Origin of the sequence: Bifidobacterium catenulatum DSM 16992 = JCM 1194 = LMG 11043 (genome assembly GCF_001025195.1) — a bacterium.
Taxonomy (GTDB): domain Bacteria; phylum Actinomycetota; class Actinomycetes; order Actinomycetales; family Bifidobacteriaceae; genus Bifidobacterium; species Bifidobacterium catenulatum.
This window is the reverse complement of record NZ_AP012325.1, coordinates 747,347-772,956: the sequence shown is the minus strand read 5'-3', so window position 1 is coordinate 772,956 and position 25,610 is coordinate 747,347. Positions and strand designations below refer to the sequence as shown.

At 54.8% G+C, this 25,610-nt stretch carries 23 protein-coding genes and 2 pseudogenes; 10 read left to right on the top strand and 15 right to left on the bottom strand.

Annotated elements, in window-relative coordinates:
• Positions 1-42: 42 nt before the first annotated feature.
• The 5 genes from BBCT_RS03245 to BBCT_RS03225 are packed head-to-tail and all read right to left on the bottom strand — an operon-like array spanning position 43 to position 5,408.
• Complete coding sequence (locus tag BBCT_RS03245; protein WP_047750598.1) at positions 43-531, bottom strand: NADAR family protein; 489 nt, start codon at positions 529-531, stop codon at positions 43-45.
• On the bottom strand, positions 528-944 hold the full coding sequence (locus BBCT_RS03240; RefSeq protein WP_003834048.1) for a hypothetical protein: 417 nt from the start codon (positions 942-944) through the stop codon (positions 528-530). Before BBCT_RS03240 ends, BBCT_RS03245 begins: the two co-directional genes overlap by 4 nt.
• A gap of 12 nt (positions 945-956) precedes the next feature.
• A complete protein-coding gene (locus tag BBCT_RS03235; RefSeq protein ID WP_047750723.1) occupies positions 957-1,604 on the bottom strand; it encodes a DUF3990 domain-containing protein in 648 nt (215 codons plus the stop codon).
• Positions 1,605-1,612: 8 nt separating this feature from the next.
• On the bottom strand, positions 1,613-2,845 hold the full coding sequence (locus tag BBCT_RS03230; RefSeq protein WP_047750596.1) for a restriction endonuclease subunit S: 1,233 nt from the start codon (positions 2,843-2,845) through the stop codon (positions 1,613-1,615).
• Position 2,846: 1 nt separating this feature from the next.
• Positions 2,847-5,408 carry a type I restriction-modification system subunit M gene (locus BBCT_RS03225; protein WP_003836334.1) on the bottom strand — a complete coding sequence of 854 codons (2,562 nt, stop codon included), beginning with the start codon at positions 5,406-5,408 and terminating at the stop codon, positions 2,847-2,849.
• Positions 5,409-5,600: 192 nt separating this feature from the next.
• On the opposite strand from BBCT_RS03225, the gene BBCT_RS03220 reads away from it, so the two are divergent.
• The 6 genes and pseudogenes from BBCT_RS03220 to BBCT_RS09250 all read left to right on the top strand — a co-directional run bounded on the left by BBCT_RS03220 (position 5,601) and on the right by BBCT_RS09250 (position 9,145).
• On the top strand, positions 5,601-6,065 hold the full coding sequence (locus BBCT_RS03220; protein WP_053001057.1) for a restriction endonuclease subunit S domain-containing protein: 465 nt from the start codon (positions 5,601-5,603) through the stop codon (positions 6,063-6,065).
• A gap of 8 nt (positions 6,066-6,073) precedes the next feature.
• Positions 6,074-6,721, top strand: coding sequence for a DUF3990 domain-containing protein (locus BBCT_RS03215; RefSeq protein ID WP_003834045.1), 648 nt, complete (start codon positions 6,074-6,076; stop codon positions 6,719-6,721).
• 12 nt (positions 6,722-6,733) lie between these two features.
• The gene (locus tag BBCT_RS03210) at positions 6,734-7,150 is read left to right on the top strand and encodes a hypothetical protein (protein ID WP_003834048.1); all 417 of its coding nucleotides are present in this window, start codon (positions 6,734-6,736) and stop codon (positions 7,148-7,150) included.
• The gene (locus tag BBCT_RS03205; protein ID WP_003834050.1) at positions 7,147-7,635 is read left to right on the top strand and encodes an NADAR family protein; all 489 of its coding nucleotides are present in this window, start codon (positions 7,147-7,149) and stop codon (positions 7,633-7,635) included. The genes BBCT_RS03210 and BBCT_RS03205 overlap by 4 nt, the downstream gene beginning before the upstream one ends.
• Positions 7,631-8,113 (top strand): annotated as a pseudogene (locus BBCT_RS09255) (restriction endonuclease subunit S); the annotation flags it as partial. The gene BBCT_RS03205 and the pseudogene BBCT_RS09255, both read left to right, overlap by 5 nt.
• A gap of 105 nt (positions 8,114-8,218) precedes the next feature.
• Positions 8,219-9,145, top strand: a complete 927-nt coding sequence (locus BBCT_RS09250; RefSeq protein ID WP_033513268.1) for a site-specific integrase — start codon at positions 8,219-8,221, stop codon at positions 9,143-9,145.
• 136 nt (positions 9,146-9,281) lie between these two features.
• Here the strand turns inward: BBCT_RS09250 and BBCT_RS03195 are convergent, their stop codons facing one another.
• The 4 genes from BBCT_RS03195 to BBCT_RS03180 form a co-directional block, all read right to left on the bottom strand.
• Positions 9,282-10,121 carry a sulfite exporter TauE/SafE family protein gene (locus BBCT_RS03195; RefSeq protein WP_003836635.1) on the bottom strand — a complete coding sequence of 280 codons (840 nt, stop codon included), beginning with the start codon at positions 10,119-10,121 and terminating at the stop codon, positions 9,282-9,284.
• A gap of 120 nt (positions 10,122-10,241) precedes the next feature.
• Positions 10,242-10,832, bottom strand: a complete 591-nt coding sequence (locus BBCT_RS03190; protein ID WP_022245048.1) for an ECF transporter S component — start codon at positions 10,830-10,832, stop codon at positions 10,242-10,244.
• Between the two features lie 37 nt (positions 10,833-10,869).
• The gene (locus BBCT_RS03185; protein WP_003836632.1) at positions 10,870-11,466 is read right to left on the bottom strand and encodes a uridine kinase family protein; all 597 of its coding nucleotides are present in this window, start codon (positions 11,464-11,466) and stop codon (positions 10,870-10,872) included.
• Between the two features lie 11 nt (positions 11,467-11,477).
• Positions 11,478-12,395, bottom strand: coding sequence for a DUF362 domain-containing protein (locus BBCT_RS03180; RefSeq protein WP_003836631.1), 918 nt, complete (start codon positions 12,393-12,395; stop codon positions 11,478-11,480).
• 199 nt (positions 12,396-12,594) lie between these two features.
• On the opposite strand from BBCT_RS03180, the gene BBCT_RS03175 reads away from it, so the two are divergent.
• Positions 12,595-13,890 (top strand): Na+/H+ antiporter NhaC family protein, encoded by a 1,296-nt coding sequence (locus BBCT_RS03175; protein ID WP_033513270.1) that lies wholly within the window; start codon positions 12,595-12,597, stop codon positions 13,888-13,890.
• Between the two features lie 104 nt (positions 13,891-13,994).
• Positions 13,995-15,011: a YeiH family protein gene (locus BBCT_RS03170; RefSeq protein ID WP_003836627.1), complete on the top strand. Its 1,017-nt coding sequence runs from the start codon at positions 13,995-13,997 to the stop codon at positions 15,009-15,011.
• Positions 15,012-15,221: 210 nt separating this feature from the next.
• On the opposite strand, the gene BBCT_RS03165 is transcribed toward BBCT_RS03170, so the two are convergent.
• From BBCT_RS03165 to BBCT_RS09665, 3 genes are all read right to left on the bottom strand, one after another.
• On the bottom strand, positions 15,222-16,046 hold the full coding sequence (locus BBCT_RS03165; protein ID WP_003836626.1) for a hypothetical protein: 825 nt from the start codon (positions 16,044-16,046) through the stop codon (positions 15,222-15,224).
• 364 nt (positions 16,047-16,410) lie between these two features.
• The gene (locus tag BBCT_RS03160; protein WP_033513274.1) at positions 16,411-18,462 is read right to left on the bottom strand and encodes an MDR family MFS transporter; all 2,052 of its coding nucleotides are present in this window, start codon (positions 18,460-18,462) and stop codon (positions 16,411-16,413) included.
• 230 nt (positions 18,463-18,692) lie between these two features.
• On the bottom strand, positions 18,693-18,878 hold the full coding sequence (locus BBCT_RS09665; protein ID WP_003836622.1) for a hypothetical protein: 186 nt from the start codon (positions 18,876-18,878) through the stop codon (positions 18,693-18,695).
• A 197-nt stretch (positions 18,879-19,075) separates the two neighbouring features.
• Between BBCT_RS09665 and BBCT_RS03150 the strand changes: the two are divergent.
• Positions 19,076-19,246, top strand: a pseudogene (locus BBCT_RS03150) (YccF domain-containing protein); the annotation flags it as partial.
• A 246-nt stretch (positions 19,247-19,492) separates the two neighbouring features.
• On the opposite strand, the gene ychF reads toward BBCT_RS03150, so the two are convergent.
• The 3 genes from ychF to BBCT_RS03135 are packed head-to-tail and all read right to left on the bottom strand — an operon-like array spanning position 19,493 to position 22,796.
• Positions 19,493-20,590, bottom strand: coding sequence for a redox-regulated ATPase YchF (gene ychF, locus BBCT_RS03145; protein WP_003836618.1), 1,098 nt, complete (start codon positions 20,588-20,590; stop codon positions 19,493-19,495).
• A gap of 17 nt (positions 20,591-20,607) precedes the next feature.
• Positions 20,608-21,408 (bottom strand): pyrroline-5-carboxylate reductase, encoded by an 801-nt coding sequence (gene proC / locus BBCT_RS03140; protein ID WP_003836616.1) that lies wholly within the window; start codon positions 21,406-21,408, stop codon positions 20,608-20,610.
• A 44-nt stretch (positions 21,409-21,452) separates the two neighbouring features.
• On the bottom strand, positions 21,453-22,796 hold the full coding sequence (locus BBCT_RS03135) for an alpha/beta fold hydrolase (RefSeq protein WP_003836615.1): 1,344 nt from the start codon (positions 22,794-22,796) through the stop codon (positions 21,453-21,455).
• Between the two features lie 177 nt (positions 22,797-22,973).
• On the opposite strand from BBCT_RS03135, the gene BBCT_RS03130 reads away from it, so the two are divergent.
• Positions 22,974-25,583 carry a sensor histidine kinase gene (locus tag BBCT_RS03130; RefSeq protein ID WP_003836611.1) on the top strand — a complete coding sequence of 870 codons (2,610 nt, stop codon included), beginning with the start codon at positions 22,974-22,976 and terminating at the stop codon, positions 25,581-25,583.
• The last annotated feature ends 27 nt before the right edge of the window (positions 25,584-25,610 follow it).

Here is a 25,610-nt window from a genome sequence, read left to right as displayed (position 1 = left end):
CAAGCGGGGGCAATTAAAACCAGGAAAACAGCCGTATTACCGTCAATCTATACGGCTGAGCTTCCTTCTTGTGAGCATTAGAGTGTATCCGAGCAGGTTCCGACCGCGCCATTGGCTCGGATTGAACCTGGCTGGGTCATGCATCGACAGGCCGATACCCCAGATGCGGTCTTTGACGGCGCATTCCGCCAGCAGTGCGGTGCCGGTTACCTCAAGCCGTGCCCCAAGTTCGGCGTTCTGGCTGAATTTGGCAAGTAATCCTTCATAGACCTCGATTTGACGAACACCATTCCACACGTGATCGTCATAACCGGCCACCAGTCGACCAAGCCGTTTGATTTCGGCCACGTCATCGGTTTCGAGGATTCGCGCGGCTGTTTCGGCATCGCTGAAACAGCATGCCTTGCGGTACATCATGTACTGTTCCATCGAGGAGAACCCGACACCGTCCACAACGAAGCGTGATGGATACCAGTTGCTCAGGTACCCGTTCTCCTCATCGGGATTATGGAGGCAGACGATGCCTGTCATTCTTCGCCGACTTTCCGCACCGCAAGTTCCAGATCGAGATCATGAAGTCCGAAATAGGCTTTCTTCAGGAAGTCCAACGGCACCCTGGTGATCACTTCAGCACTGGGAATACCGTAGAACCATTGGTAGTAGGCATAGAACTCACCGATCCAATCAGGCATGAACCCTTTAAGCGCCTTGCCGTCCTTCAATTGGTAATGCTCGGTCTCGGTGAAATACTTCCATAGCTCTTCCGCATCCATCGTATTGACGTAGGCTTTGGCTTCATCAATGCTTTTGCGTGTTTTGCTCGTCATATACGTGGCAATGAAATCCTCCGTGCTCTTGTTAGGGAACGATTGCGCCACGTAGTCGAAAAGCTTGCCCTGGCTTTCCACCACATCATCCCGGTAGACCTCTGGATATGCCCGCATTGTCACCACCCCCTAGAGCAACGTGCTGAACACGTTGGTCACCGTATTGGCATCGGAATCGATAAGATCACGCATGTTCTGTCGCGCCTCAACATCCCTCTGATTGTATTTGTCGTTGAATTCGCTGTAGCTCACGGAAAGCAAGCCCTCATTGACTTCTCGCAATTGACCGTATGCCTTTTCGGTCTTGACACAATACTGAATTCCCAGTCCGCCAAGCGACAGCAGTTCCCCCAAGATATCGACGTCCACATTATCTCGAACGAATTCCTTAGCGATGTAGAAGTACGAGGCGTTCGCACGCCAACCTTTGATGATGTCATAACCGCTGGTATCGATGCCATATTGGGCGATGAACTTCGCGGCAAGCACGCGATAACGTTTGGAATCGGCGGCATCACGATGTTTCATCAGCTCGGCCAGCCAGGCAAGCACGCTATGCTCCTGAAAATCCAGGATGCTCAGCCCATTCGTGTCCAGTTCGTACTGGTGAACCCAGCCATTGGACTCATCCGGCCTGCACACGGCCCATTCCTTGGCGAGCTCGACACTTTTAGTCAGATAAAAACCACGACCGTAATCGTGCTTGTCATTGCCCAAACCGTATTCGGGGGTCACTGACTCATGCGGGGAACCGTGAAATAACGTGATCGTTGCCATGAACACCCCTATACGAACATCTTGTCGAGCATGGATTTCTTAATATTCCGGAGTAATTCGAGCTTACGCTGATGAAGGGTGATGAGCGAGTCAAGGTGACTCAGCATAAAGCCGATTTTTTGTTGCTCAGGTAAGGACGGGATGGATACTTCAAGGTTCTTAACTATCACCCCCGATAGATTCCCTTGACCACCTTGCAAATAGGTTGTGACAATGTAACCTTTTTGCTTCCTCAGCCAAGCAGTGATGTATCTTGCATCACAATCGTCGCGAGGGAGTATGGCGAGAATAGCTTGGTTGATGGCACCTTTTTGCCTCGATACAGCCACCTCGCCACTTGTCGCTCCGTACAATGCATACAGCACATCGCCGGGTTTGACCATTCTCGCAGAGGATGATTCATAACCTTTTTCCGTAAGAAAGAGTTCAGTCGATTCAGCTGCAATTTCAGCAGACCTGATAAAAGGAATAGACCCACCGTAAAACTCAGATTCTCCAGCAGCGGGCGTACCTCCTGAATAGCTTTCGGTTAGTTCACCCAGCTTACGCTGTTCCCAAGGGTCAGTGAAACCGGCAAAACGAATCTCCGGATATAGCGAACCCCCTTTAGGGAACATCTTGTCGAGCATGGATTTTTTCAGCACGCAGAGCTTGTCATACTTACGCTGATGAAGGGTGATGAGCGAGTCCAGACGAGAGAAGAACTTGCCGATTCGGCGCTGCTCGGATAAGGACGGCAAAGGCAAAAGAAGATCCGCGTATTCTTGTGCATTGATACCAGGCTGTCCAGAGCGCTGAGAAGTAAGCAAAACGAATTGCTTATATCGTTCAGTGAGTGTGCTTTGAAAGATGAAACCAGCATCCGCCTCGTCCGAAACATGTGCTCGAATAAGGAAACCGGCATAATACGTTTTCCCGTCTGATGCCCTATACAAGTAGGTTTTACCTACGCTAGCCCCGGTTCGTGCAAATAATATATCACCCTCTTTAAGTAGGTACTTGTCATCAATCGGATTATTGATATCAGGTGATGATAAATCATCCGTACGGAATTCACGAGTTCGATCATCTATATCAGTGATTCGAAGATATTTTTTCTCACCATCAAAATCCGAAGCAGCCGCATTCAAACCGTACTCGAATCCATAAGCAACTTCCCCCAGCTTACGCTGTTCCCAAGGGTCAGTGAAACCAGCGAAACGAATCTGCGGAACCAACGCTTTTCCATGCTGTTCGGCCATATCATTCACCCCCGAGCAGTGCTTTGAGCTCTTCCAAGCCCGCCATATCACGAACATTGCCGGTCAAATCGCCAAGCATTCCGGCCAATTCCTTCTCCGCTTCATCGATTTGGCCGCATACGTCGGCATATGTGGTGGCGTACTTGTTCTTCAACGCGTTCACTTTGCCAATGAATTCGTCGATCACCGCATTCGGCAGCGCTTCCAGCTGCTTCTGCAGCGGCGTAATCCACTTGGATTCCAGCAATCGTCTGGCTTCCTCGTCACTCAATGCCTTAATCGTGTTGTAGGTCTTCTCCTCCAACACGTTTCGCTTGGTCTTGATGCCGGATTTCAGCTTCTTCGCCTCATCAAACAGCTTCTGGGCCTGCACCAAGCCACGCTCGAAGTCGGAAGCCGGATTCTTGCCGATCGCCTTGACCGCTTTCTTCAGCTCGGCGGCAACGAAGGCGTCACCGTCCTGATTGATTGCATCGCTGTTCTGCTTGTCATCCTCATCGAAACCTTCCAATATGGTTTCAATCTCGGAATCGATGTCTTGCACACGGCGTTCGTCCGTCTCGATTGCGGCCAAATCATCGTGCAACAGCTCGCGCTGAACCAGGTCGAACGGCAGAACGCGGCCAATCCAGCCATCCTGCACTTCCACATCCTTGCCGGCCTTCTTCTTGACGACCATGTTCGGATCCACGGCTCTTACTGCGTCAAAGCCTTCGGAACCTAACACTTCCAGATCAATGGAGATGCCGTTCCATGCGTCATCAAGCTTCTGATAAGCATCATACGGGTCAACCAGCGCGGTATCGGCAATCATCGCATCCAATTCCTTACCGATGGCCGTTTCCTGGGCGAGCGCATCCACTTGTTCGGGATGCTCCACCAAACGGGAGCGCAGGTCAGCAGGCAGGCCGGAAATGGCTTGCCCATACGAGGCAATGAACGCCTGTACGTCGGCATTGTTGCGCACCACGGTGGCGATATCATCGTGATCGCAGGCATAGCAAGCACCATTATCACGGAACAGTTCAGCCTTCAGACTTGGCCAGGCGTTCCAATATTTCTCAAGCTGCTCGACCTCATTCTTCGGAACGCCACCGAACATCGAAGCGTACATATCCCACGTCTCCGCATCCTCGGATGAATCGACATAACGCGGAATGTTAAGGTTGTAATCGTTGGCGCGAATCTCATCAATGGACACCAGACGGCTGAACTTGGGTACCGTGCGATTGTTCGACACCACATCGACAATGCGTTTGATGTCGGAGGCCTGTAGCTTGTTGTTCTTACCGTCCTTGATGAAATGCTTCGACGCATCAACGATGAGTACCCTGTCATCATCGCGTTTTTTGCGCAACACCATCACGATGGTGGGGATACCCGTACCAAAGAAAATATTCGCCGGTAGACCAATAATCGCCTGAATATGACGGTTCTCGATCAGATTCTTACGAATCTGACCTTCCTCTCCGCCGCGGAACAGCACGCCATGCGGCAGAACGATGGTCATGATGCCATCGGCACGCAGATGGTACAAGTCGTGGAGCAGGAAAGCATAATCTGCCTTGGACTTCGGAGCTATGCCATAGCTGAAACGCGGATCGATCTCCTTGTCGGTGGGATCCCAATTCTGCGAATAGGGTGGGTTGGAGACCACCGCATCCACGAACAGCGGATTGTACGTTTCCTCCTTGTTCTCCAACGTGTCGAACCATGGCCAGTCATCCTCCAAGGTGTCGCCGTTGCGGGCAACGATGTTGTCGGGAAGAATGCCACGCATCACCAGATTCATACGCGTGAGGTTATAGGTGTTCTCCTTGAGCTCCTGCGCGTAATACATGATGGAATCCGGATTGCCGTTGCGCCGAGCCACAGCTTGGCCAATATGAATCAGCAAGGAACCAGAGCCGGATGTCGGGTCGTAGATCTTGATCTGCTCGCGCCCCTGCAAATGCCAGGCGACGATTTCGCTCATCAGCTGGGAAACCTCAGAAGGTGTGTAGAATTCGCCGGCCTTCTTCCCCGCATTGGCGGCGAAATTGCTGATGAGATATTCGTAGATGAAGCCGAGAACGTCATAATCCTGACGACCATCCATCGGAATGTCTTTAATGAGGTAAATCAAATCTCGCGCGGCCTTGGACTGGCTTCTTGCATCGGTACCGAGCTTGGAAAGTCCGGTCTGTAGAGTGTCGAAAATACCGTCGAATACTTTCTTGTGCGCCGGATTGATGTTGCGGGAGAACGCCGAAAGCGCATCACGTACGTTGGAAATCTCGAAATCGTTACCTTGTTTAATCCATGTGGAAAACAGGTTGTCATAGGCGATGAAGTAGCCGCACTCACCCTGCACGAATTCCACAATGTCCGGATTGTCCTCCGTGAGCTGCGGAAGGTCGTCCTCAGTAAAGTCGCTGGCTTTCAAGCGCATCAGTTCAGTTTCCGAAAGGAATTTGTAGAAGATGAAGCCAAGAATGTAATCCTTGTATTCGTTCGCTTCGATCTTGGAACGCATCTTATTGGCGGATTCCCAAATCTTCGAAGCGAGCTGCTGCTTATTCATCTATCCCTCCTCATTGCGGTACCGGCAAACCAATGCACGGCTCCACGAGTGACTGCACATCTTCCATAAGAATACCGCGCCCCCGCTTGGGAACAGCGTAAGCTGGAGAACTACATCGTTGTTTCAACTACTAAAAATGTTGACGGTAAATTCGGGAAGGAAGACGTCCTCTCTGTCTCTGGCGAGTATGGCGTGGTAAATCAGATTACCTTCCAAGGACGTTCATTTGCCGGAGCGTCTGTCTCGAATTATGGAGTCGTTAATACTGGAGATGTCGTATATACGAAGTCTCCGTTGAACTCTAATCCGTATGGGATTATCAAAGTAAATAAGGGGATTCCGGGCATAGTCTCAACTCTGTACGCGATTTATCATCCGCGGGATAATGTTTATGCCAATTTCATTCAAGTATATTTTGAGCAGCATGAGCGGATGAATAATTACATGCATCCCTTAGTTAATAAGGGAGCAAAGAATGATATGAAGGTTACTGCGGAGAACGCTTTGAAAGGAATGGTCACATTCCCCAGCCGTGAAGAGCAGTCTGTTATTTCAGCATTTTTCTCCCGTCTGGACTCGCTCATCACCCTTCATCAGCGTAAGCTCGAATTACTCCGGAATATTAAGAAATCCATGCTCGACAAGATGTTCGTATAGGGGTGTTCATGGCAACGATCACGTTATTTCACGGTTCCCCGCATGAGTCAGTGACCCCCGAATACGGTTTGGGCAATGACAAGCACGATTACGGTCGTGGTTTTTATCTGACTAAAAGTGTCGAGCTCGCCAAGGAATGGGCCGTGTGCAGGCCGGATGAGTCCAATGGCTGGGTTCACCAGTACGAACTGGACACGAATGGGCTGAGCATCCTGGATTTTCAGGAGCATAGCGTGCTTGCCTGGCTGGCCGAGCTGATGAAACATCGTGATGCCGCCGATTCCAAACGTTATCGCGTGCTTGCCGCGAAGTTCATCGCCCAATATGGCATCGATACCAGCGGTTATGACATCATCAAAGGTTGGCGTGCGAACGCCTCGTACTTCTACATCGCTAAGGAATTCGTTCGAGATAATGTGGACGTCGATATCTTGGAGGAACTGCTGTCGCTTGGCGGACTGGGAATTCAGTATTGTGTCAAGACCGAAAAGGCATACGGTCAATTGCGAGAAGTCAATGAGGGCTTGCTTTCCGTGAGCTACAGCGAATTCAACGACAAATACAATCAGAGGGATGTTGAGGCGCGACAGAACATGCGTGATCTTATCGATTCCGATGCCAATACGGTGACCAACGTGTTCAGCACGTTGCTCTAGGGGGTGGTGACAATGCGGGCATATCCAGAGGTCTACCGGGATGATGTGGTGGAAAGCCAGGGCAAGCTTTTCGACTACGTGGCGCAATCGTTCCCTAACAAGAGCACGGAGGATTTCATTGCCACGTATATGACGAGCAAAACACGCAAAAGCATTGATGAAGCCAAAGCCTACGTCAATACGATGGATGCGGAAGAGCTATGGAAGTATTTCACCGAGACCGAGCATTACCAATTGAAGGACGGCAAGGCGCTTAAAGGGTTCATGCCTGATTGGATCGGTGAGTTCTATGCCTACTACCAATGGTTCTACGGTATTCCCAGTGCTGAAGTGATCACCAGGGTGCCGTTGGACTTCCTGAAGAAAGCCTATTTCGGACTTCATGATCTCGATCTGGAACTTGCGGTGCGGAAAGTCGGCGAAGAATGACAGGCATCGTCTGCTTCCATAATCCCGATGAGGAGAACGGGTACCTGAGCAACTGGTATCCATCACGCTTCGTTGTGGACGGTGTCGGGTTCTCCTCGATGGAACAGTACATGATGTACCGCAAGGCATGCTGTTTCAGCGATGCCGAAACAGCCGCGCGAATCCTCGAAACCGATGACGTGGCCGAAATCAAACGGCTTGGTCGACTGGTGGCCGGTTATGACGATCACGTGTGGAATGGTGTTCGTCAAATCGAGGTCTATGAAGGATTACTTGCCAAATTCAGCCAGAACGCCGAACTTGGGGCACGGCTTGAGGTAACCGGCACCGCACTGCTGGCGGAATGCGCCGTCAAAGACCGCATCTGGGGTATCGGCCTGTCGATGCATGACCCAGCCAGGTTCAATCCGAGCCAATGGCGCGGTCGGAACCTGCTCGGATACACTCTAATGCTCACAAGAAGGAAGCTCAGCCGTATAGATTGACGGTAATACGGCTGTTTTCCTGGTTTTAATTGCCCCCGCTTGGGAACAGCGTAAGCTGGGTGAACTAACCGAAAGCTATTCAGGAGGTACGCCCGCTGCTGGAGAATCTGAGTTTTACGGTGGGTCTATTCCTTTTATCAGGTCTGCTGAAATTGCAGCTGAATCGACTGAACTCTTTCTTACGGAAAAAGGTTATGAATCATCCTCTGCGAGAATGGTCAAACCCGGCGATGTGCTGTATGCATTGTACGGAGCGACAAGTGGCGAGGTGGCTGTATCGAGGCAAAAAGGTGCCATCAACCAAGCTATTCTCGCCATACTCCCTCGCGACGATTGTGATGCAAGATACATCACTGCTTGGCTGAGGAAGCAAAAAGGTTACATTGTCACAACCTATTTGCAAGGTGGTCAAGGGAATCTATCGGGGGTGATAGTTAAGAACCTTGAAGTATCCATCCCGTCCTTACCTGAGCAACAAAAAATCGGCTTTATGCTGAGTCACCTTGACTCGCTCATCACCCTTCATCAGCGTAAGTATGATGGCTGCACCTTATCCCCTATCTTTTTTAGAAAGGTGCACACTATGCAGGAAAACATCACCTCGGAATCGCTGTTCTGCGACTACTACGCCCAGTGGGTGAGAACGTATAAGGAAGGTGCCATCAGAGACGTGACCATGGGTAAATATCGACTCACACAATCTTGGCTCAGCAAACTCATCCCTGAACTAAGACTTGCCGATATGGATCGCACCGCCTATCAGCAGCTCATTAACGGTTACGCGCAGCATCATGAGCGCCAGACCACCATGGATTTTCATCACCAGATCAAAGGCGCCATTCTCGATGCCGTTGATGAAGGATTCATTCCCCGTGATCCGACACGCAAAGTCATTATCAAAGGCAAGCAGCCACGCATCAAAAAAATGAAGTATCTCAACCAATTCGAGCTGCACGCTATGCTCGCTGATCTTGATCTTGGCGATGAGGCAAGTTGGGATTGGCTCATCCTCCTCATCGCGAAAACCGGACTCCGCTTCTCCGAAGCGCTTGGGCTCACGCCCGACGACTTCGATTTCGCCCACCAAACGCTTTCCGTCAGCAAAACCTGGGATTACAAAAACGGCGGCGGTTTTGTACCCACGAAAAACGAATCCTCCGTGCGCAAAGTGCAGCTTGACTGGCAGCTCATCATGCAGCTTTCCGGACTGCTCAAGAATCTTCCGCATGACAAACCCATCTTCGTGCACGGCAAAGTCTACAATTCCACAGCCAACGACGTGCTTGCCAGACATTGCAAGAACGTGGATGTGCCAGTCATTTCCATCCACGGATTGCGGCATACGCACGCATCACTGCTGCTGTTCGCCGGCGTATCGATCGCCAGCGTGTCGCGCCGCCTCGGCCACGCCAGCATGACCACAACACAGGAAACCTATCTGCATGTCATTCGCGAATTGGAAAACAAGGACGTGGACATCGTCATGCGAGCGCTGTCGACGCTTATCTGACACGATGCTGTTTTGCGAGATACCGATGGACGGCTCGCAGGTCCTTCAATCGCAAGGCAGCTAGAAAAAAGAAATCCGCTGGAGAAACCGGTTCTTCCAGCGGGACTTCACCTTGCGAATCAATGTACAGCGCATGTCACAGGTAGGTGCTCCAGCCGAGCTTGACGGCGAGGATGATGCCGGTGAGCACAGCGGCGGCGCGCATGATGTTCTCCGGAATATGGCGGGTGACGGGTGGTGCGATCGCACTGCCGATCGTGCAACCGAGGCACATCATGATGGCGAACGGCCAATCGACGGAACCACGGATGATGAACATGACTGCTGCAGAAATGTTCGCACCGAACCCGACTACCGTCTTCAGCGCGTTGATCTGGTGGAACGGGCCGATCTTACCCAAATCTAGGATCGCCAAGGCAAGCGTACCTGCGGCGGCACCGAAATATCCGGAATAAATGCCGACGAAACTCACGCCGACCCACAGCCACCACGGATCGTTGCGCAACGTGCCGCTTGCGGTTTTGCTGGCGATCCGCGCGGCTCGTTCGCCTTGATGCGATTGCGGCAGCGCCTGCGCCACGGCGTCGCGCGCGGCCGCCTTCTTCCGTGGATTGAGTGCGATGATGACCGCGCTGAACAGGATAAGCGGCGGCACCGCGAATTCGAAGACCTTCGCCGGCAGTTCCAGCAATAACAGTCCGCCGATAATGCCGCCGGCCAGTCCGATGCAGGCGTAGACGGCCACGCGCACGCCTTGGCCTCTGAGCTCCCTGCGGGCGGAAAGCAGTCCGCCGATGCCCGTACCGCACACACCCACCGTGTTCGTGGTGTTGGATAGCACAGGCGGAATGCCGAACGCCAGCAACGCCGGATAGGATATCAGCGAGGATGCGCCGACCGCGTATCCAACGAATCCCGCCCCGATGCCAGCTGCGAGCACCAGCAGCAATGTGGTGATGGACACTCCCGCGATCATGACCGTTTCTCCCGATTTCCCGACTGATATGACAACGGGAGCCAAGCGTAATGGCTTGGCTCCCGAAAATATCGGTTTTGTTCAGAACGTGGCTGACTGCCGCGTTTGAACTATCGTTGTTCAGTGATTGCGCTTGGCAATCAGCGACTCGGTCCAGTAGGCGGCGAGCGGGATCAGCGCCCACTGCAAGGCGAGTCCCGGCAGACCGGCGGCCAAGTCGCTCGTCCATGTTGCGGCGACCGCCTTGCTTGAGCCGAACGCGAACACAGCGATCGCAGTGGCCGCGGTCAGCACCACACGGCCGGCCAGCTGGGCGATGACCACCTTCGCAAGACTCGGCAGCTTGACTTCGCGCAGCAGACCGGCCACAAGACCATACGCGCACAATTCCACCATCATCAGCGGCAGCATCGCCAGCATCGGCATGCCGGACAGCAGGAAGCTGGCGAGCGGCGCGGCAGCTCCGGCGATGGCGCCGACGGCAGGACCGGCAATCAGGCCGACAAAGATGATCGGCAGATGCATCGGCAGAAACGCTACGCCAAGCATGGTGCCCTGCCCGGAAACGGCACCGATGACATGGAACAGCTGCGGCAATGCGACCGCGGCCACAATGGCCAACACGGTGGCCGCGGCTTTGGTGCTCAGGCTCAGCTTCGGCAGGTCGGTACGATGCAAAGCGCGCACGGACATAGTTGCAGAATCAGACATATTCATTCTCCTTTTGTTTTCTTCTCTTCAATGATCGTCATACGTTATCCGGCAATGCAGTGTCGACGATCATGTCGGCAGCCGATTCGGTTCCGGTCTCTTCGAAATAACGGTTTTCCAACGGAATCCACTCGTCGACGAAACGTCGCAGCATGCGCGGATTACGTTGCTCGAGCCGACGCAGTTGCTCAGCAGGCGTAATCGCAAGACAGATCATGCAATCGTAGTACCCGCGCAGATCGGGATGCATGCTGTAGCTGCCTTCCACGATGGTCAACCGAGCCGGTTCGACGGTACGAGAGACCGCGAAATCGCCCGAATGACAATCCCATGGACGGTATTGCACGGTTTTTCCGGCGAAAAGCGGAGCCAATACTTCCGTTTCGAACCGTTCGCGGTCCACGTTCCCGCCGGGTTGCGCGAATCGTTCCGGCGTGCGCTGCTCGGGACGTAGAAAAAAATCGTCCATATGCAGCACGTTGCCGCCGAAACGCTTGTTGACGGTTGCGGCGAGCATGGTTTTGCCGGATGCGCATGGCCCGTCTATCGCAACGAGCACATGGTCGCGTTCGGCAAGCAGCGCTTCAATATGGGCGCTTACGACACCGCCTGTTCCCGCCGGTTTCGTGGTCATTACGGACACTGTCAGTCGAGCACGGTCAGACGGTACGAGCGTGAGCCGATGCCGAGTTCTTCGGCGTATTCGAGCGTGTGTTCGCCGTGGCGGGATGCGATGCGTTCGGTGACGGAAGCTCCGTCGGGGGCAACGTGGATAAGGTCCACGCATGCCTGATCGAGCGCCACCGGGTCAAGCGATGACAACACGCCGATATCGTGCATGTCTGGTTCGGATGGGATGGGTAAGCAGTCGCAGTCCACGGACAGGCGGTTCATGACGTTCAGATACATCATGTTGCCATGCATGTGGCTGATCACTGCTTCGTTGGCTTCGGCCATCGATTCGAGGAAGTCATCTTGGTCGGTTTCCACCCAGTGGTCGGTGGCCACGCCCGCGGAATGGATCCAGCGTTTGCCGTTCGACGATGCGATGCCGATGGACACGTTTTTGAGCGCGCCACCGAAGCCGCCCATCGGATGCCCCTTGAAATGCGAGAGCACGAAAATGGAATCATAGTCGTCGATATGCTTGCCGACGATGTCATAGGCGATATGACGGTGCTTGGCTACCGGAATTTCGATTTCACCGCCCATGTCCATGATTTGGATCGGTGCGATATCCGCGTATCCACGTTCCTTGAACACGGCAAGGCTTTTCTCAGGCGTTCCGCGATTGCCATCGTATGCGGTCGCACATTCGACGAGCGTGCCGCCGATCTCCTGCACGAGATCCTTGACGAGCGCCGGATTGAGGTTATTGGATTTCTCCGATTCGCCGGAATGGATTTTAATGGCCACGTTGCCTTGAGGCTTGCGTCCGAGCGCATGATAGGCTCTAATCAGGCTTTCCGGCGTGATCACAGATGTGAAGAACACTTCGGGCGCGGAGGCATCATCAGTGCGATGATCCAATTCGTCCAGCTTCCTTGCTTCGAAATCAGCCATGAATTCTCCTTATTCTGTTCGATTTTGCTTCCAGAGCCAGATTACCAACTTCAAGTCGGCTTGAAGCAAACCGACGCAGCGCAACGGCCACATGCCACACCGATAGTCATATATCGAAACAGTCCACGCATCAACCATGCCAATCGGGTTCACTGGTGCGGTGTTTCGCATGGCACCTATGAAGGAAGGACGTGTATCCATGGCCGAGCTCATCACAATGGCGTTGTTCTGTGGTGCGTTGATCGTCTGCATTATCGCCGGCATTTCCATTATTCCGGCGTTGTTGGCCGGCGTGGTGATCTTCCTAGCTCATGGGCGTCTTACCGGGCATACGTTCACCGCCATGATTTCCAAAGGTTTCGCGACCATGCGTGCCGCCAGCATCGTGGTAGTAACGTTCGTTCTGATCGGCCTGCTGACCACCCTGTGGCGCGCCGCAGGCACTGTGTCGTTTATTGTGACGAATACGGCAGGTCTGGTGCATCCTCATGTGGTGGTCCTACTCACGTTCCTACTCAACTGTCTGATGTCTCTGCTGACCGGATCATCGTTCGCTTCGGCCGCGACGATGGGTGTGATCACGATGACGTTGGGCACTTCCATGCAGGTTCCACCGGTGTTCCTCGGTGGAGCGATACTGTCCGGCATCTATTTCGGCGACCGCTGCTCCCCCGTATCCACCAGCGCCCAATTGGTCAAAACGCTGACGCGCACGAACATTTTCGACAATATCCGACTGATGTTGAAAACCGCCGTGGTACCGTTCGTGCTGACGTGCGCAGTGTATGCGACATTGGCGCTGTGCACGCATCCTTCCAACAGCTCCATTGACATTGCCGGACTGTTTTCCAACGCGTTCGATCTTGATTGGGTCACCGTCCTGCCCGCAGTGGTGTTGGTCGCGCTGGCGATCGCCAGGGTTGACGTGCGCATCACCATGACCGCCAGCATACTGACTGCATTGCCGATTTGCGTTGCAGTGCAACATATGGATTGGACCGCGATTGGCCACGCACTGGTATTCGGATTCCACTGTGCTGACGCGCGCGTCGCACCGCTGATCGATGGTGGCGGAATCGTTTCAATGGTCAAAGTGATGCTAATCGTATGCATTTCATCGTCATATTCCGGCATTTTCCAAGAGACGGAACTGCTGGATGGCGCGCATCGGATGGTCGCATCGCTTGCCCGGCATATCAGCGTATTCGGCGCCACGCTGGTAACGTCTCTCGTGGCGAGTGCCGTCGCCTGCAATCAAACGTTGTCGATCATGCTGACAAATCAGCTATGCGACCATCTGGAGTCCGACGAGCATCGCAAGGCCATCAATCTGGAGGATACCGCCGTGGTGGTGGCTCCGCTGATTCCATGGTCCATCGCCGGAGCGGTGCCGCTCGCTTCGGTGGGAGCGCCCACGTCCAGTCTGACATTGGCAGTGTTCCTGTACCTGCTGCCGATCGCGCATTGGATTTCAGTATCGTTGGCACGGCGCTGAAGTCATCGCTTTCCGCACCATACCGATGTCCGAACCGGCCGGAACACTTGAGACACGTGATTGTTTTTTGCAAAACATGGTGGGCTCGCATAGCCACCAAGGAAATGGTTTTCGTCGGCATCGTCACTTTGGCCGCCTCACTAGTGGCTTCGTGGCTTAAACAGTTTCCGGGATTCAGTCTGTTCGGCGCGCTGATCATCGCATTGCTCATCGGCATGGCGGCCCAGTTTCCGATTCGCAAATGGTATTCCAGCCGTTCCGTGGAACACAGGTCCGGCGTGAAGGACGCAGCAGGACTTATTTCCAATAAACTGTTGCGTCTGGGAATCATTCTGCTCGGATTCAAGCTCAATCTGACCGTATTGTTCACCCAAGGCATCAAGTGTCTGCCCATCGCGGCCGTGGTCGTGACACTCACCATCGTGGTGTGCTACGCCATCGCCCGCAAATTTGGCGTCGACCCGCAACTCGCCATTCTGGTGGCGGGCGGCACCGGCATTTGCGGTGCGGCCGCCGTCATGGGATTGTCTGGCTCCATCAAAGTACCGCCGGAAAAAGAGGATGAAAAAGCCAACAACGAAGTGATGGCCGTGGCCATCATCGCCATCATGGGCACCATCTTCGCGTTACTGGAAATCACCCTTGGACCATTGACCGGTTTGAGTAAGACACAGCTGGGCATTACCGCCGGAGCTTCCTTGCACGAAATCGCCCATGCCGTGGCGGCCGGCGACGCGTTCGGCGCGGTGGACATCGCAACCATCATGAAACTGTCGCGAGTACTGATGCTGGTGTTCGCAGCCATCGTCATCGCCGTTTGGTGGGATAAAAACCATTCCGAAATGCCAGCGGACGGTAAACGCAAAGTGTCGTTCCCATGGTTCATGCTCGGTTTCATCGGCGCTTCCATCATCGGCACGTTCGTGCCGTTCATCGGTGCCATCGCACCGAATCTGGTCGATTTCGCGTACATCGTGCTCGGCATGGCCATGGCCGCGCTTGGCATCAACGTGAATTTCAGCGCCATCGCCAAGAAGGGACAGAAGGCGTTCCTCGCCAGTTTCATCACGTCCGTGCTGCTGATGTGCTTTGCGGCCGGAGTCTCAGCGCTGTTCTTCTAATCGGTCTTGCGAACCCGATCGCCTAGGATATGGACGGGCGACCGGGGTCGCAAACGCTATGTTTCCCGACGGCCCACACCCCGATTTCGCCATTCGTATCCCCTCTTACGCTTCCATCCGTCATGGCGTCATATTCTCTGATGTCATAATCGTCGACGTTTTTCCGGGAAACTTTAGACGCACGTATGGAAGCAGCACGAGGGAGAATCGTCATTGCGCTTTGGACGCCTGTCTGTCCACCCAATTCTCGGCCACATCGATGGCCTCATCGAGCGTGACTTTGGCGGCCTTGTAGTACTTGGAATCCTTGATATTGCTGTTTTCAATGAGTTTTTGACCGGAATCCACAGCTTTGGACAATGCGGACAGCAGTTTACGGCCAGTCAACGTCAGTGTTTCGTCCTTGTCAAGCTTGTTGACCAATTTGTCCGCCTTGTCGAGCGACTGCTGCAGTTCCTTCTTCGATTCATCCAACGATTCCGTGGCGGAAGAACCGTTCGAAGGAACGTCGAGCAATTGCCCCGATGACGTATTGGACTGAGTATTGGAGGATGGTCCGTTCGTTGTCGTGCCATCCGAATCGTTCCGCGAATCCTGCAGCGCATTCGTGCCGTTCTTCTCCCGGATGTCCTTCAGGCTGTTATTCAGGGAATCCGTGGCGCTGTCTAGTGTTTTGGCGATGAGATTGAGCTGCGTGATGGTGGCGTCCGCCTTACAGCCTTCCGTATCGACCGTGTTCTCTGCGCTGGTGGCCGCGTCCGCGAACGCGTCGATGATGTCGTTCACGCCGAGCGCACCACGGATCAATTTCTGCAGCTCGCTACCGTTTTCGGATGTGTCGAGCACGGCCTTACGGGCCGAGCTGAATTCCGCAAGCGATTGCCGGCATGTGTCCAACGCCTCCTGCCGTTTGTTGTGGTAGACGTACACTCCTGCGCCGCATGCCACAGTGAGCGCCACGACCACGGAAAGGACAATCGGCCAGGTTTTGCGGGGATTGGAAGGCTGTTCAACGGCCTGATACTGATAATCCATATGCGTCCACCCCTTGCGAATCGACGGATGTCATCGTTCTTCGTCTTGTTAACCTCACCTATTTTACGAGTCCGAAGATGGGAAAAACCTGAATGGACATCCCACGCACGCCGACGCGCGTATGCGTGCACGACTCCAGCAACGAGCCGTACCCGCCGTTAGATGGCAGGCTTCAGTATCGTGACGCCATGCGTTAGCGTCACCATGCAACGATAGGAACACACTATTCAATAGTGCATCATGAAGGCGTGACGTTGCCCTTGCGCAGGTGCCGTAAGACTCCGCGGACAAAGCAATGAGGCTTCCCCCGCGAGAAGGGAAGCCTCATATTTCATTCATTCTATTCAGCGATGATGACGCCGAATCACCGATCATCCTTTGGGAACAGCGCGTCGAAGGCATGTTCCATCACGGACTTACGGCGGATCACACCGACGAGTCTGCCATCACCATCCACCACCGGCAGTTTCTTGAACTGCTTCTTGGCGAGGATTCGGGCCACCTCTCCAACATGCTGGTCGGGCGTGGCGGCAACGACCTTACGCGTGGCGATGTCCATCACCTTCTTGCCGGAGAGCGCCTGCACCTTGGAGGCCACGGTTTCGTCGTCGAACACCACCATCGTCGAACCGGTGCCGGTGGGAACCGTACGGGATTCATAGGTGGCAATCGATTTCATGACATCGCCGTCGCTGACGAAGCCGACGAGCCTGCCATCGCCGTTCACCACGGGAAGGCTGGAGACGTTGAGGCGGATGAACTCGCGCACCACATGCGTGATGTCATCGCTGTCCAGGCAGCTGTAGGGCTGATCGTCCATGATCCCGCCGATGGACTGTTCCTGGGCCTGCTTGAACAGGGAGGCGGCGGGGGCCACGTATGCGCCGGCGTAGTGATGCTCGGCGGGCTGGCCTTCAGTGGTTTCGACCGCGACTTCGGCGGAGGCTTGCGCCTCGTAGGCCTTGGCGTTGCGTGCGGCCTTCTCCTTGGCACGGCTGGTGACGGTGAAGATGCAGATGATCAGGGCGACCAGCGAGATGGCGGCGCACAGCAGGTAGGAGAACGCGATGCCGCTGGCCGTGGCGGACTTCACACCCTGGGACATGTGCGAGGCGGTCACGGATGTTTCTGCGGTGACCAGAAGCGAGGTCGCAATGGCTGCCGCGATCTGGCGGCCGGTGTTGGCGATGGCGTTGCCATGGGCGATCATGTCGTTCGGCAAAGCGTTGACGCCCCAAGTGTTGATCGGCATGTTGGCGATAGCCTGACCGGATGCCTGCAATGCGCAGAACACGGCGACAAACAGCACTGATGTCCTGGTGTTGATGGTGCCGAGAAGACCAAGAGAGATGGTCATGAGCGCAAGGCCGCCGATGCCCACGCCGCGCGGGCCGAATTTGTCGAATGCGGCACCGGCGACCGGACTCAGGATGATGCCGACCGCCGCGGCAGGCAGCATGACCATGCCGGTGACGGTGGCGGATTGGCCGAGTACATTCTGGATGAAGATAGGCAACGTCACGTTGGTTGCGGCGACTGCGGCGTTAATCAGAGTGACCAGAATCGCGGAGTTGCGGAAGTTGCGGGTGGCAAGGGTGTCAACGCGCAACAATGGCTCATCGAGCTTGACTTGCTTGTATACGAATGCGACGAAGGCCACAAGACCAACGACGATTGAAATAATGACGACCGGACTGGTCCATCCCATCGTGGAAGCAGACGAGAAGCCATAGAGCAGGCCACCGAACGCGATGGTCGAAAGGATCACGGACAGGATGTTGAGCTTTGGGTTCTTCAACTCGCCGACGTTCTTGAGCATCATCGTGCCTCCGACAAGGATGACCAGTGCCACAACTGCGATGCCAATGAACATCGGGCGCCATCCGAAACTGTCAATCACCAGACCACCGACAACCGGGCCGATAGCCGGGCCGGCGGCCATGACGATACCGGCCATGCCCATGGCGGTGCCGCGCTTATCCGGCGGATAGACGAGCATCGGCACTACGGCGACCAATGGCAACAGCACGCCGGAGCCGGCGGATTGCAGTATGCGTCCGACGAGCAACAGCATGAAATTCGGCGCGACGGCACACAGCAGTGTGCCGACCATGAAAGTGGCAAGAGCTCCGGCGAAGAGCTTTCGGGTGGAGAATTTATCAATCAGATAGCCTGAAATCGGCACCATGATGCCCGAGACCAGCATGTAGACGCTGGTCACCCACTGCACGGTGCCGGTGGTGATATTGAAATCACGCATCAGTGCCGGCAAGGCCGGTGACATGACGGTCTGGTTGAGCAGCGCGATGAACGAGCCGACGACGATCACGCCCACGACGATGAATCGGGCGTGCGAATCAATAGGCTTTACGGAACTGGCGGCGGACCCGAATTCCGCGGTCTTCTGTGAGGTCACAGCATTTCCTTCTGTTGGTAACGGCATGTATGGACGATCCGGCCCCATACTTGTGTCAAGACGCGGGGACACTGATGAGTCCGGGGTAAAGGAAAAGCCGCCATCCGTTCCGCATTCATATACGGCAAACGATTCGCGGCTTTGCGTAAGTTGATGGCTATGGTGAGCGATTCATGCGACGTCGACTGCGGATGGGCCATCGGTACATCCCGGCATAAGGCGTGTCCCCGCTACACCAGCATCGAGAATAGGGCCATTTGCGGATTGGCAAACAGAACATTGCCGACGAACGACCCACGGCAGGCGCGTGCGATGAACATCGCGTAGCGATACAGGTTCATGGCATCTCCTTGATGGGTCTTCATACGGCAGACATCGAGAAGCCTATCATCATTCAAATCGACGGTGAAAACCACGTATGCCCGACAATACACAAAATCTTCACAAAAGGATTGGGCTTACCGCATACGATCCGCCTGAATAGCGGTCCGAGAATGGATCAGGGGCGAGCTAAGGGTTACGTCTCGCGTTTCCGTCATGCTGTCTGGCAAAATAGTGAAGCTGAACATGCGAGGCATCGACCGGAATCGGAAAGGGGCAAATCATGCGAGTTCTCGGCAATATCCTGTGGGTGGTGCTGGTCGGCTGGTGGATGGCGCTCGGCTATCTGGGAGCCGGCGTGCTCAACTGCATCACCATTATCGGTATTCCGTTCGGATTGCAATCATTCAAGATGGCCAAGCTTGCGCTCTGGCCGTTCGGCGCGGAAATCGTCAACCTGTAGATTCCAAATACTGCAAAGCCGCCAAAGCAACCCTTGACGAGGCGGTCACCGACGTCAACAATTGGATTGACCAGCAAGCCGCCAAGGCCGAATAATAAAACACACATTATGCTGCTGCAGCAGCCAGTCCTTGCAGAACAATGTCATGACAAAGGCCTGAGAAGACGACTTCTCAGGCCTTATCCGTGCCGCTCCTCAGTCGCTTGTAGCGACAGCTCCCCTCAAAGAGGGGAGCCAGAGAAACACTTACTTTTTGGAGACGTTGAATTTAAATTCGACGATATCGCCGTCCTGCATCACGTAGTCGCGGCCTTCCTGGCGTAGCTTGCCTTCCTCCTTGATCTTGACCATGGAGCCTTCGGCAGCCACGAAATCGTCGTAGGAGACGATGTCGGCCTTGATGAAGCCTTTTTCGAAGTCCGTATGAATCACGCCGGCAGCCTGCGGCGCGGTATAGCCCTTGTGGATCTGCCATGCGCGCACTTCCTTCTCGCCTGCAGTGAGGAAGGTGGAAAGGCCGAGCGTATCGTAGCCGACTCGCGCCAACTGATCCAATCCGGACTCCTCAAGACCTGCGTCCGCAAGCATCTCGCGAGCGTCAGCCTCGTCGAGTTCGGTCAGGTCGGCTTCAAACTGCGCGTTGAGGAAAATGGCCGGAGCCGGAGCCACGGATGCGGCGAGCTTGGCCTGCATGTCTTTGTTCTGCAGTTCGGCATCGTCCACGTTGAACACGTAGATGAACGGCTTGGCGCTCATCAAGTGCAGATCGTAGACGGAGTCCTTGTCGAAACGACCTTCGCGAGCCGCCTTATCAATGGTTTCGCCGGCTTCAAGAATGGTCTTCGCCTGCTTGACGGCCTCCATGTAGGCCGGTTCGATCTTCTTGCCGCGCAAATCCTTCTCCAACTTCGGCAGCGCGTTCTCGATGGTCTGCAGATCGGCGAGGATCAGCTCGGTGTTGATGGTTTCAATGTCGTCGGACGGATCGACCTTGCCGTTGACATGCACGATATCATCGTCTTCGAAGGCACGCACGACCTCGCAGATCGCGTCGGCTTCGCGAATGTTGGCGAGGAACTTGTTGCCCAGGCCTTCGCCTTCCGAAGCGCCCTTGACGATGCCTGCGATGTCGACGAAGGTGACGGTGGCCGGCACGATCTTCTCCGTGTGCACGAGCTTGGCAAGCACTGGCAGACGGTCATCCGGCAATGGCACGATGCCGGTGTTCGGTTCGATGGTGGCAAACGGATAGTTTTCCGCCAGAACGTTGTTACGGGTCAATGCGTTGAACATGGTGGACTTGCCGACGTTCGGCAGTCCGACGATTCCGATAGTAAGAGACATGGTTCCTTAGCTTAGTATTAGGCTTCGATGGCGTCGACCGCTTTGATCACGGCACCACGGAACGCGCTTTCCTCCAACGATGCGACACCCTTGATGGTGGTGCCCCCTGGAGAGCAGACAGCGTCTTTCATGGCACCCGGATGCATTTCGTCGGCCAAATAGAGCGCACCCACACCTTCCACCATTTTGGCGGCCAGACGATACGCGGTGGCACGCTGCAATCCATATTTCACACCGGCATCGCCCAATGCTTCGATGTACATGTCGGTGAAGGCCGGCGCACAGCCGGCAATACACATGCCGATGCCCATGTGTGCGGTGTCCACGCGTTCGATCAGGCTGATTGACGAAAACAGGTTTTCGAAGGTTTCCGTCTGTTCCTGCGTGAGCGTGTTGTCGATTTCCGCGACCAGCACGCCTTTGCCGACAGCCATCGGCGTGTTCGGAATGGTGCATTGAATGTGCGCCTGTTCGAAAGACGTTCCGAACAGGTCATGGAATTTGTTCAGATCCCAGCCTGCCGCAATGGACACGACGATGGTGTTTGGCTGCGCCAGCTTGTCAACGATCGGTGAGATCACCGCTTCAATCTGATACGGTTTGATGGCGATAACGACCACGTCGGCAGCTTCGGCCACTTGTGCAGCGGTATGCACCGCTTTCGCACCAAGTTTGGCGGCGTTACGTTCCAGCTTGTCATAGTGTGCCGCACAAGCCACAATGTCGTCGCCGCTGATTGTGCCGGCATTGACCAGGCCTTCGGCGATCGCCTGCGCCATATTGCCGTATCCGATGAATCCGATGGTTGGATTGGCCATGTTTCTTTCCTTTGCTATCGATGCTCGTCGTTGCTGAACGATCGTCAGAACAACTCCGCCAAATCTCCGCGGTTCAATGCTTCATTGAACAGGTGCCTGAACACTGTTGAACCATGCACGCCGTCATGTTCAAACTCATTGGTAGTCCAATAATGTGAACGACCGATGCGAGACAGCGTGTCGAGCTGCAATCCAGAATCTACGTACATGTCGTCAAAATAGACGGCAGCCTGCAGCGGAACCTCATTGCGCGCCAACTGGTCGGCATCGTAGATCGTACCGAAATGCGTGTCTTCCATAAGCACGTCCATGGTTGGTTTGAACGGACGCAACGCACGTTCCTGCTCGAACATCCACGGGAACATGGCCTCGCCGGTGAAATTAAGCGGACGAATGTCACCCGCGAATTCCGGATGCTCGCCGCGCACGCGCTGGGCGGCCCAGCAAATCGGCGTTTCCAGCTCACCGTTGGCGTAGATGAACTCCTGCAACGGCCAATACAGCGGGCGAGATGAAGTCGCATTCATCACGGAAGACAGGAATTCGTCAGACAGTTCCGCCGAGGTCGAGGCCGAACCGTCGCCGTCAAGGAATGCCTGGTCAAGAATCCAATGCACGCGTTCGAAACTTGGCTTCATGCCGAAATCGGATCCCAAGCATTGGAAACGTTCCACCGTGAGCGGATCGCCGTTCGGCAATGCGACCTTGCGCGACTGCAGAATGTCGGCGACGGCCGCGGCACGTTCGATATCGATCGGGTAACGCTCGTAGAACTGCTTCGTCTTTGCCGCCATGCGCGGGAACGTATGACGGTACACGTCGGTCGCATCGGCGGGAACATGCGGAATGCCACCCGTGGTGAAACTAGCGATAACTCCTTGCGGGAACAGCGAAAGATACGTCAGCGTCAGGAATCCGCCATAGCTTTGACCAAGCGTGACCCAACGTGCGCCCCCGAATTCGGTACGACGCAGATGCTCGAAGTCACGAACGATCGAATCGGCGAGGAAACGCTTCAAAAACGCGGCACCTGCCTTGCCGTCACCGTCCATGCCCTCAATCACATGCGTATCGACACGAGACGAACGCCCCGTACCACGTTGATCCGGCAACACCACGCGGAAATGCTTGATGGCCTCCTCGATCCAACCATCGGAACTTGGGCCGAGCGGACGCGGACCGGAACCACCGGGACCACCCTGCAGGAACACGAGCAGCGGCAGGTCGTCATGCACATGTTCGGGAGAGGTGACCACACGGTAGAACAGGCTGATCGATTCGCCATCGAACCCATGACCAGGCTCGTGGCCCGTCCAATCCAACGGCACCTTGATGGAACGATCCTCAATATGCAATCCGGGCACGTAGTATTCGCTCAGCAACGTCATGCATTCACCTTTCCCTTGGCATCATCGGCATGTTCAATGCGGGTAGTGACTTTTTGATGGCTTCCATCTCACCCACATGCGGAGACAACCTTACCTCACAAAAGCGGCTTTATCTTACCGCTATTTCATTCCTGCGCATGATGGCGTCACAGCATATCTGGCGCTAGGGTGGAACGTATGTCGAATCTCAAGCAGCGTCTCTTGTCATGGATGCATGGCCATGTTTTCGCCGGCGATCTCATCATCACGCTTGTTATAGGTGTTCTGCTGTTCGGCGTGACCGGCAGCATCACCTATAATCCGGGATTGCTGTTTGACCTTAAGCCTTCCACGCAGATGGCATGGGAAGCGGCAATGCTTATTCCGCTGCTAATCCGTCGATGGTGGCCGCAGACCGGAGCGTTGCTCTGCGTGGCATTGACCTTGGCGCATCTCATATTCGGCCCTTGCCTGTTGGGCGCCGATATTCTGGCATTGTTCATGCTGTATTCAGTGATCGTCTACGGCAATCCCAAAAACACGAAAGCCTTCATTATTCTGGCGTTGACCATCGGTCTTCTGGCTTCGGCGCTGGTGGCATGGACCATGACCAATGGACCACTGCTCACCGGAGGCAAAGTGCATACATGGAGCAGCTGGAATGACCCAAATCCAAATGGCGTTATGGTCACGGAAGACACTCTCGGCTCCATCTACACAGGAACATCCATGTCGGAAGTCGCCGACATGATGGCGCAATACATGCTGGTACTGACGCCGATTTTCGAAGTATGCATTATTTCCACCGTCATTGTAGCGTTCTGGCAGCGTGCCCGTCTGGCAACCATTCGCATGATGCGGGAACGCAATGAGGCAATCGCCGCGCGAGACCAGAACGAACGCGATATCGCCGCGTTGGCGGAACGCGCACGCATCGCACGCGACATGCACGATGTGGTGGCGCACACCCTGTCAATCATCATCGTGCAGTCTGATGGCGGTCGCTATGCAGGCACGCATGATCCCGCGGTAGCCAGAAACACCATGGAGACGATTCGACACGAATCGGAACGCGCACTGCATGACATGCAACGTCTTCTGGGAGTATTCGGGGGTTCACCGCACGCCGATTATAACGATATCGGCAATCTTGTGGAACAAGCGCAAAACGTCTCCCCCGACATTCGAATCCGACGGAATATCACCGGCATCGCCAGCCCAGAACAACTCGGCGAACAAGCCTCGATAGCTTCCTACCATGTAGTGCAGGAGGCACTGACGAATATCCGCAAGTATGCGGGGCCGCACGTCAATGTGCACATTAAAGAGTCATGGAACAACGGTTTGCTCACTTTGACCATCACCGACAATGGTCATGGCGCGGCGGCCAATATCGACGGGCATACGCCAGGTTACGGCCTGCTGGGCATGAAAGAACGCATCGAATCGGCCGGAGGCTCGTTGCAGGCTGGCCCCCAACTCGGCGGAGGCTTCGAAGTCATGGCCACCCTGCCTTACGGCGGTAAAGAACAGGTGACAGAAGAAACCGGCGAACAGTATGCCTCGGAACAGTCCGAATCGTGCAACACAACTACCATATCCAGCAAAGCGAAACTATCCGACGAAACAATCGCACCTCACACAGTCGTCAACATATCGGCGCGAATCCCAGATCAGCCATCGGAGCAGACGCAGGAAACCAACCAACCGACCGGTCGCGATCATCGTTCGAATGCCCTGCAACATTTGCGCATCACCGCACCCAATCTGCATGATTTGCTCAAATCGTTGAAACTGAAATCCGTAGAACTTGCAAATACATCCAATTCGCGAGGACTGAATTGGGTGGAACGTGTTTCCGCGTGGACGCAGCACCATTATGCGCTCATGGATTCCGTTGGTGCCGTGGCATTGGTCATGCTGCTGAATCGCATGTCGGTTACGCTCTTTTTTGATAGTTCACCTCAGGCGCAGCTCTCTCATGCGATCGCCGCATGCTGCTTGCTGGCGCTGGCTCTTCGACGCAGGCTCCCCGAGACTTGCGCGCTTATTGTGTTCGTATTGTCGGTTGTGCAATTGGTGTTTTTGGGATCGATTGAGGTTGGACATATCGTAGCGTCGCTGTGTGCGCTGTATTCAGCCGTATTGTATGGGCGTGAACACGCATGGCGTTGGACCGGTCTTGCCGCCGCTACCTGTTCGGTGCTGATGGGCTTAAAAATCGCGGCTGATCAACACGGATACACTACCTTGTTCGGCGCCATCGCCGCTTTTGCAGGCTTGACGAAACCGGTTTCAGTCACGTCAAGTAATACGGCGGCGTTCTTTACCGGCGTTATGTATACGGTTGCAGTGCTGATGCTGTGCGCCGGCATTATAGCGTGGGCACGTTGGGCTCGTTCCAGTGATTCAAACGCACTGGTGTTGCAGGCGCGAGAGGAAGCGCTGGTGGCCGAGCAGGAGAAGCAGCGTATTCTCGCGGCGAATATGGAACGTGACCGTATCAGTGCCAGCATTCAGGCTGAAGTCACCGCCACGTTGAACAGCGTGATTAGTCAAGCCGTCGATGGTATCCGCATGCTGGATAGCGCCGAAGCACAAGGCAAAGAGCCTACCGCCGACGAGATTTCCGCAGCGTTCAAAGCCATTGGAGAACAGGGGCGCGCCGCACTTAAGCGTATGCGCGAACTGCTTGGTGTGCTTCGTGAGACTGGTTTCAGCGATGACGCTCATGCCGGTAGCGCGAGCGAACTGCAGTTGAGGCCCGCTGCACCGCTGGAAGAGCAGCTGCAGCGCGCGTCTCGATAGCCGGTTCAAGTTTTTCAGGGAGATTTA

What these genes read in the sequence shown, in the direction of transcription:
- BBCT_RS03135 (WP_003836615.1), bottom strand. Translation starts at nt 22,796, where the DNA reads ATGACGTTGCTGAGCGAATACTACGTGCCCGGATTGCATATTGAGGAT.
- BBCT_RS03130 (WP_003836611.1), top strand. Translation starts at nt 22,974, where the DNA reads ATGTCGAATCTCAAGCAGCGTCTCTTGTCATGGATGCATGGCCATGTT.
- BBCT_RS03190 (WP_022245048.1), bottom strand. Translation starts at nt 10,832, where the DNA reads ATGTCTGATTCTGCAACTATGTCCGTGCGCGCTTTGCATCGTACCGAC.
- BBCT_RS03230 (WP_047750596.1), bottom strand. Translation starts at nt 2,845, where the DNA reads ATGGCCGAACAGCATGGAAAAGCGTTGGTTCCGCAGATTCGTTTCGCT.
- BBCT_RS03175 (WP_033513270.1), top strand. Translation starts at nt 12,595, where the DNA reads ATGGCCGAGCTCATCACAATGGCGTTGTTCTGTGGTGCGTTGATCGTC.
- BBCT_RS03165 (WP_003836626.1), bottom strand. Translation starts at nt 16,046, where the DNA reads ATGGATTATCAGTATCAGGCCGTTGAACAGCCTTCCAATCCCCGCAAA.
- BBCT_RS03205 (WP_003834050.1), top strand. Translation starts at nt 7,147, where the DNA reads ATGACAGGCATCGTCTGCTTCCATAATCCCGATGAGGAGAACGGGTAC.
- BBCT_RS03215 (WP_003834045.1), top strand. Translation starts at nt 6,074, where the DNA reads ATGGCAACGATCACGTTATTTCACGGTTCCCCGCATGAGTCAGTGACC.
- BBCT_RS09250 (WP_033513268.1), top strand. Translation starts at nt 8,219, where the DNA reads ATGCAGGAAAACATCACCTCGGAATCGCTGTTCTGCGACTACTACGCC.
- BBCT_RS03245 (WP_047750598.1), bottom strand. Translation starts at nt 531, where the DNA reads ATGACAGGCATCGTCTGCCTCCATAATCCCGATGAGGAGAACGGGTAC.
- BBCT_RS03210 (WP_003834048.1), top strand. Translation starts at nt 6,734, where the DNA reads ATGCGGGCATATCCAGAGGTCTACCGGGATGATGTGGTGGAAAGCCAG.
- BBCT_RS03195 (WP_003836635.1), bottom strand. Translation starts at nt 10,121, where the DNA reads ATGATCGCGGGAGTGTCCATCACCACATTGCTGCTGGTGCTCGCAGCT.
- BBCT_RS03170 (WP_003836627.1), top strand. Translation starts at nt 13,995, where the DNA reads ATGGTTTTCGTCGGCATCGTCACTTTGGCCGCCTCACTAGTGGCTTCG.
- BBCT_RS03225 (WP_003836334.1), bottom strand. Translation starts at nt 5,408, where the DNA reads ATGAATAAGCAGCAGCTCGCTTCGAAGATTTGGGAATCCGCCAATAAG.
- ychF (WP_003836618.1), bottom strand. Translation starts at nt 20,590, where the DNA reads ATGTCTCTTACTATCGGAATCGTCGGACTGCCGAACGTCGGCAAGTCC.
- BBCT_RS03235 (WP_047750723.1), bottom strand. Translation starts at nt 1,604, where the DNA reads ATGGCAACGATCACGTTATTTCACGGTTCCCCGCATGAGTCAGTGACC.
- BBCT_RS03180 (WP_003836631.1), bottom strand. Translation starts at nt 12,395, where the DNA reads ATGGCTGATTTCGAAGCAAGGAAGCTGGACGAATTGGATCATCGCACT.
- BBCT_RS03185 (WP_003836632.1), bottom strand. Translation starts at nt 11,466, where the DNA reads ATGACCACGAAACCGGCGGGAACAGGCGGTGTCGTAAGCGCCCATATT.
- proC (WP_003836616.1), bottom strand. Translation starts at nt 21,408, where the DNA reads ATGGCCAATCCAACCATCGGATTCATCGGATACGGCAATATGGCGCAG.
- BBCT_RS03240 (WP_003834048.1), bottom strand. Translation starts at nt 944, where the DNA reads ATGCGGGCATATCCAGAGGTCTACCGGGATGATGTGGTGGAAAGCCAG.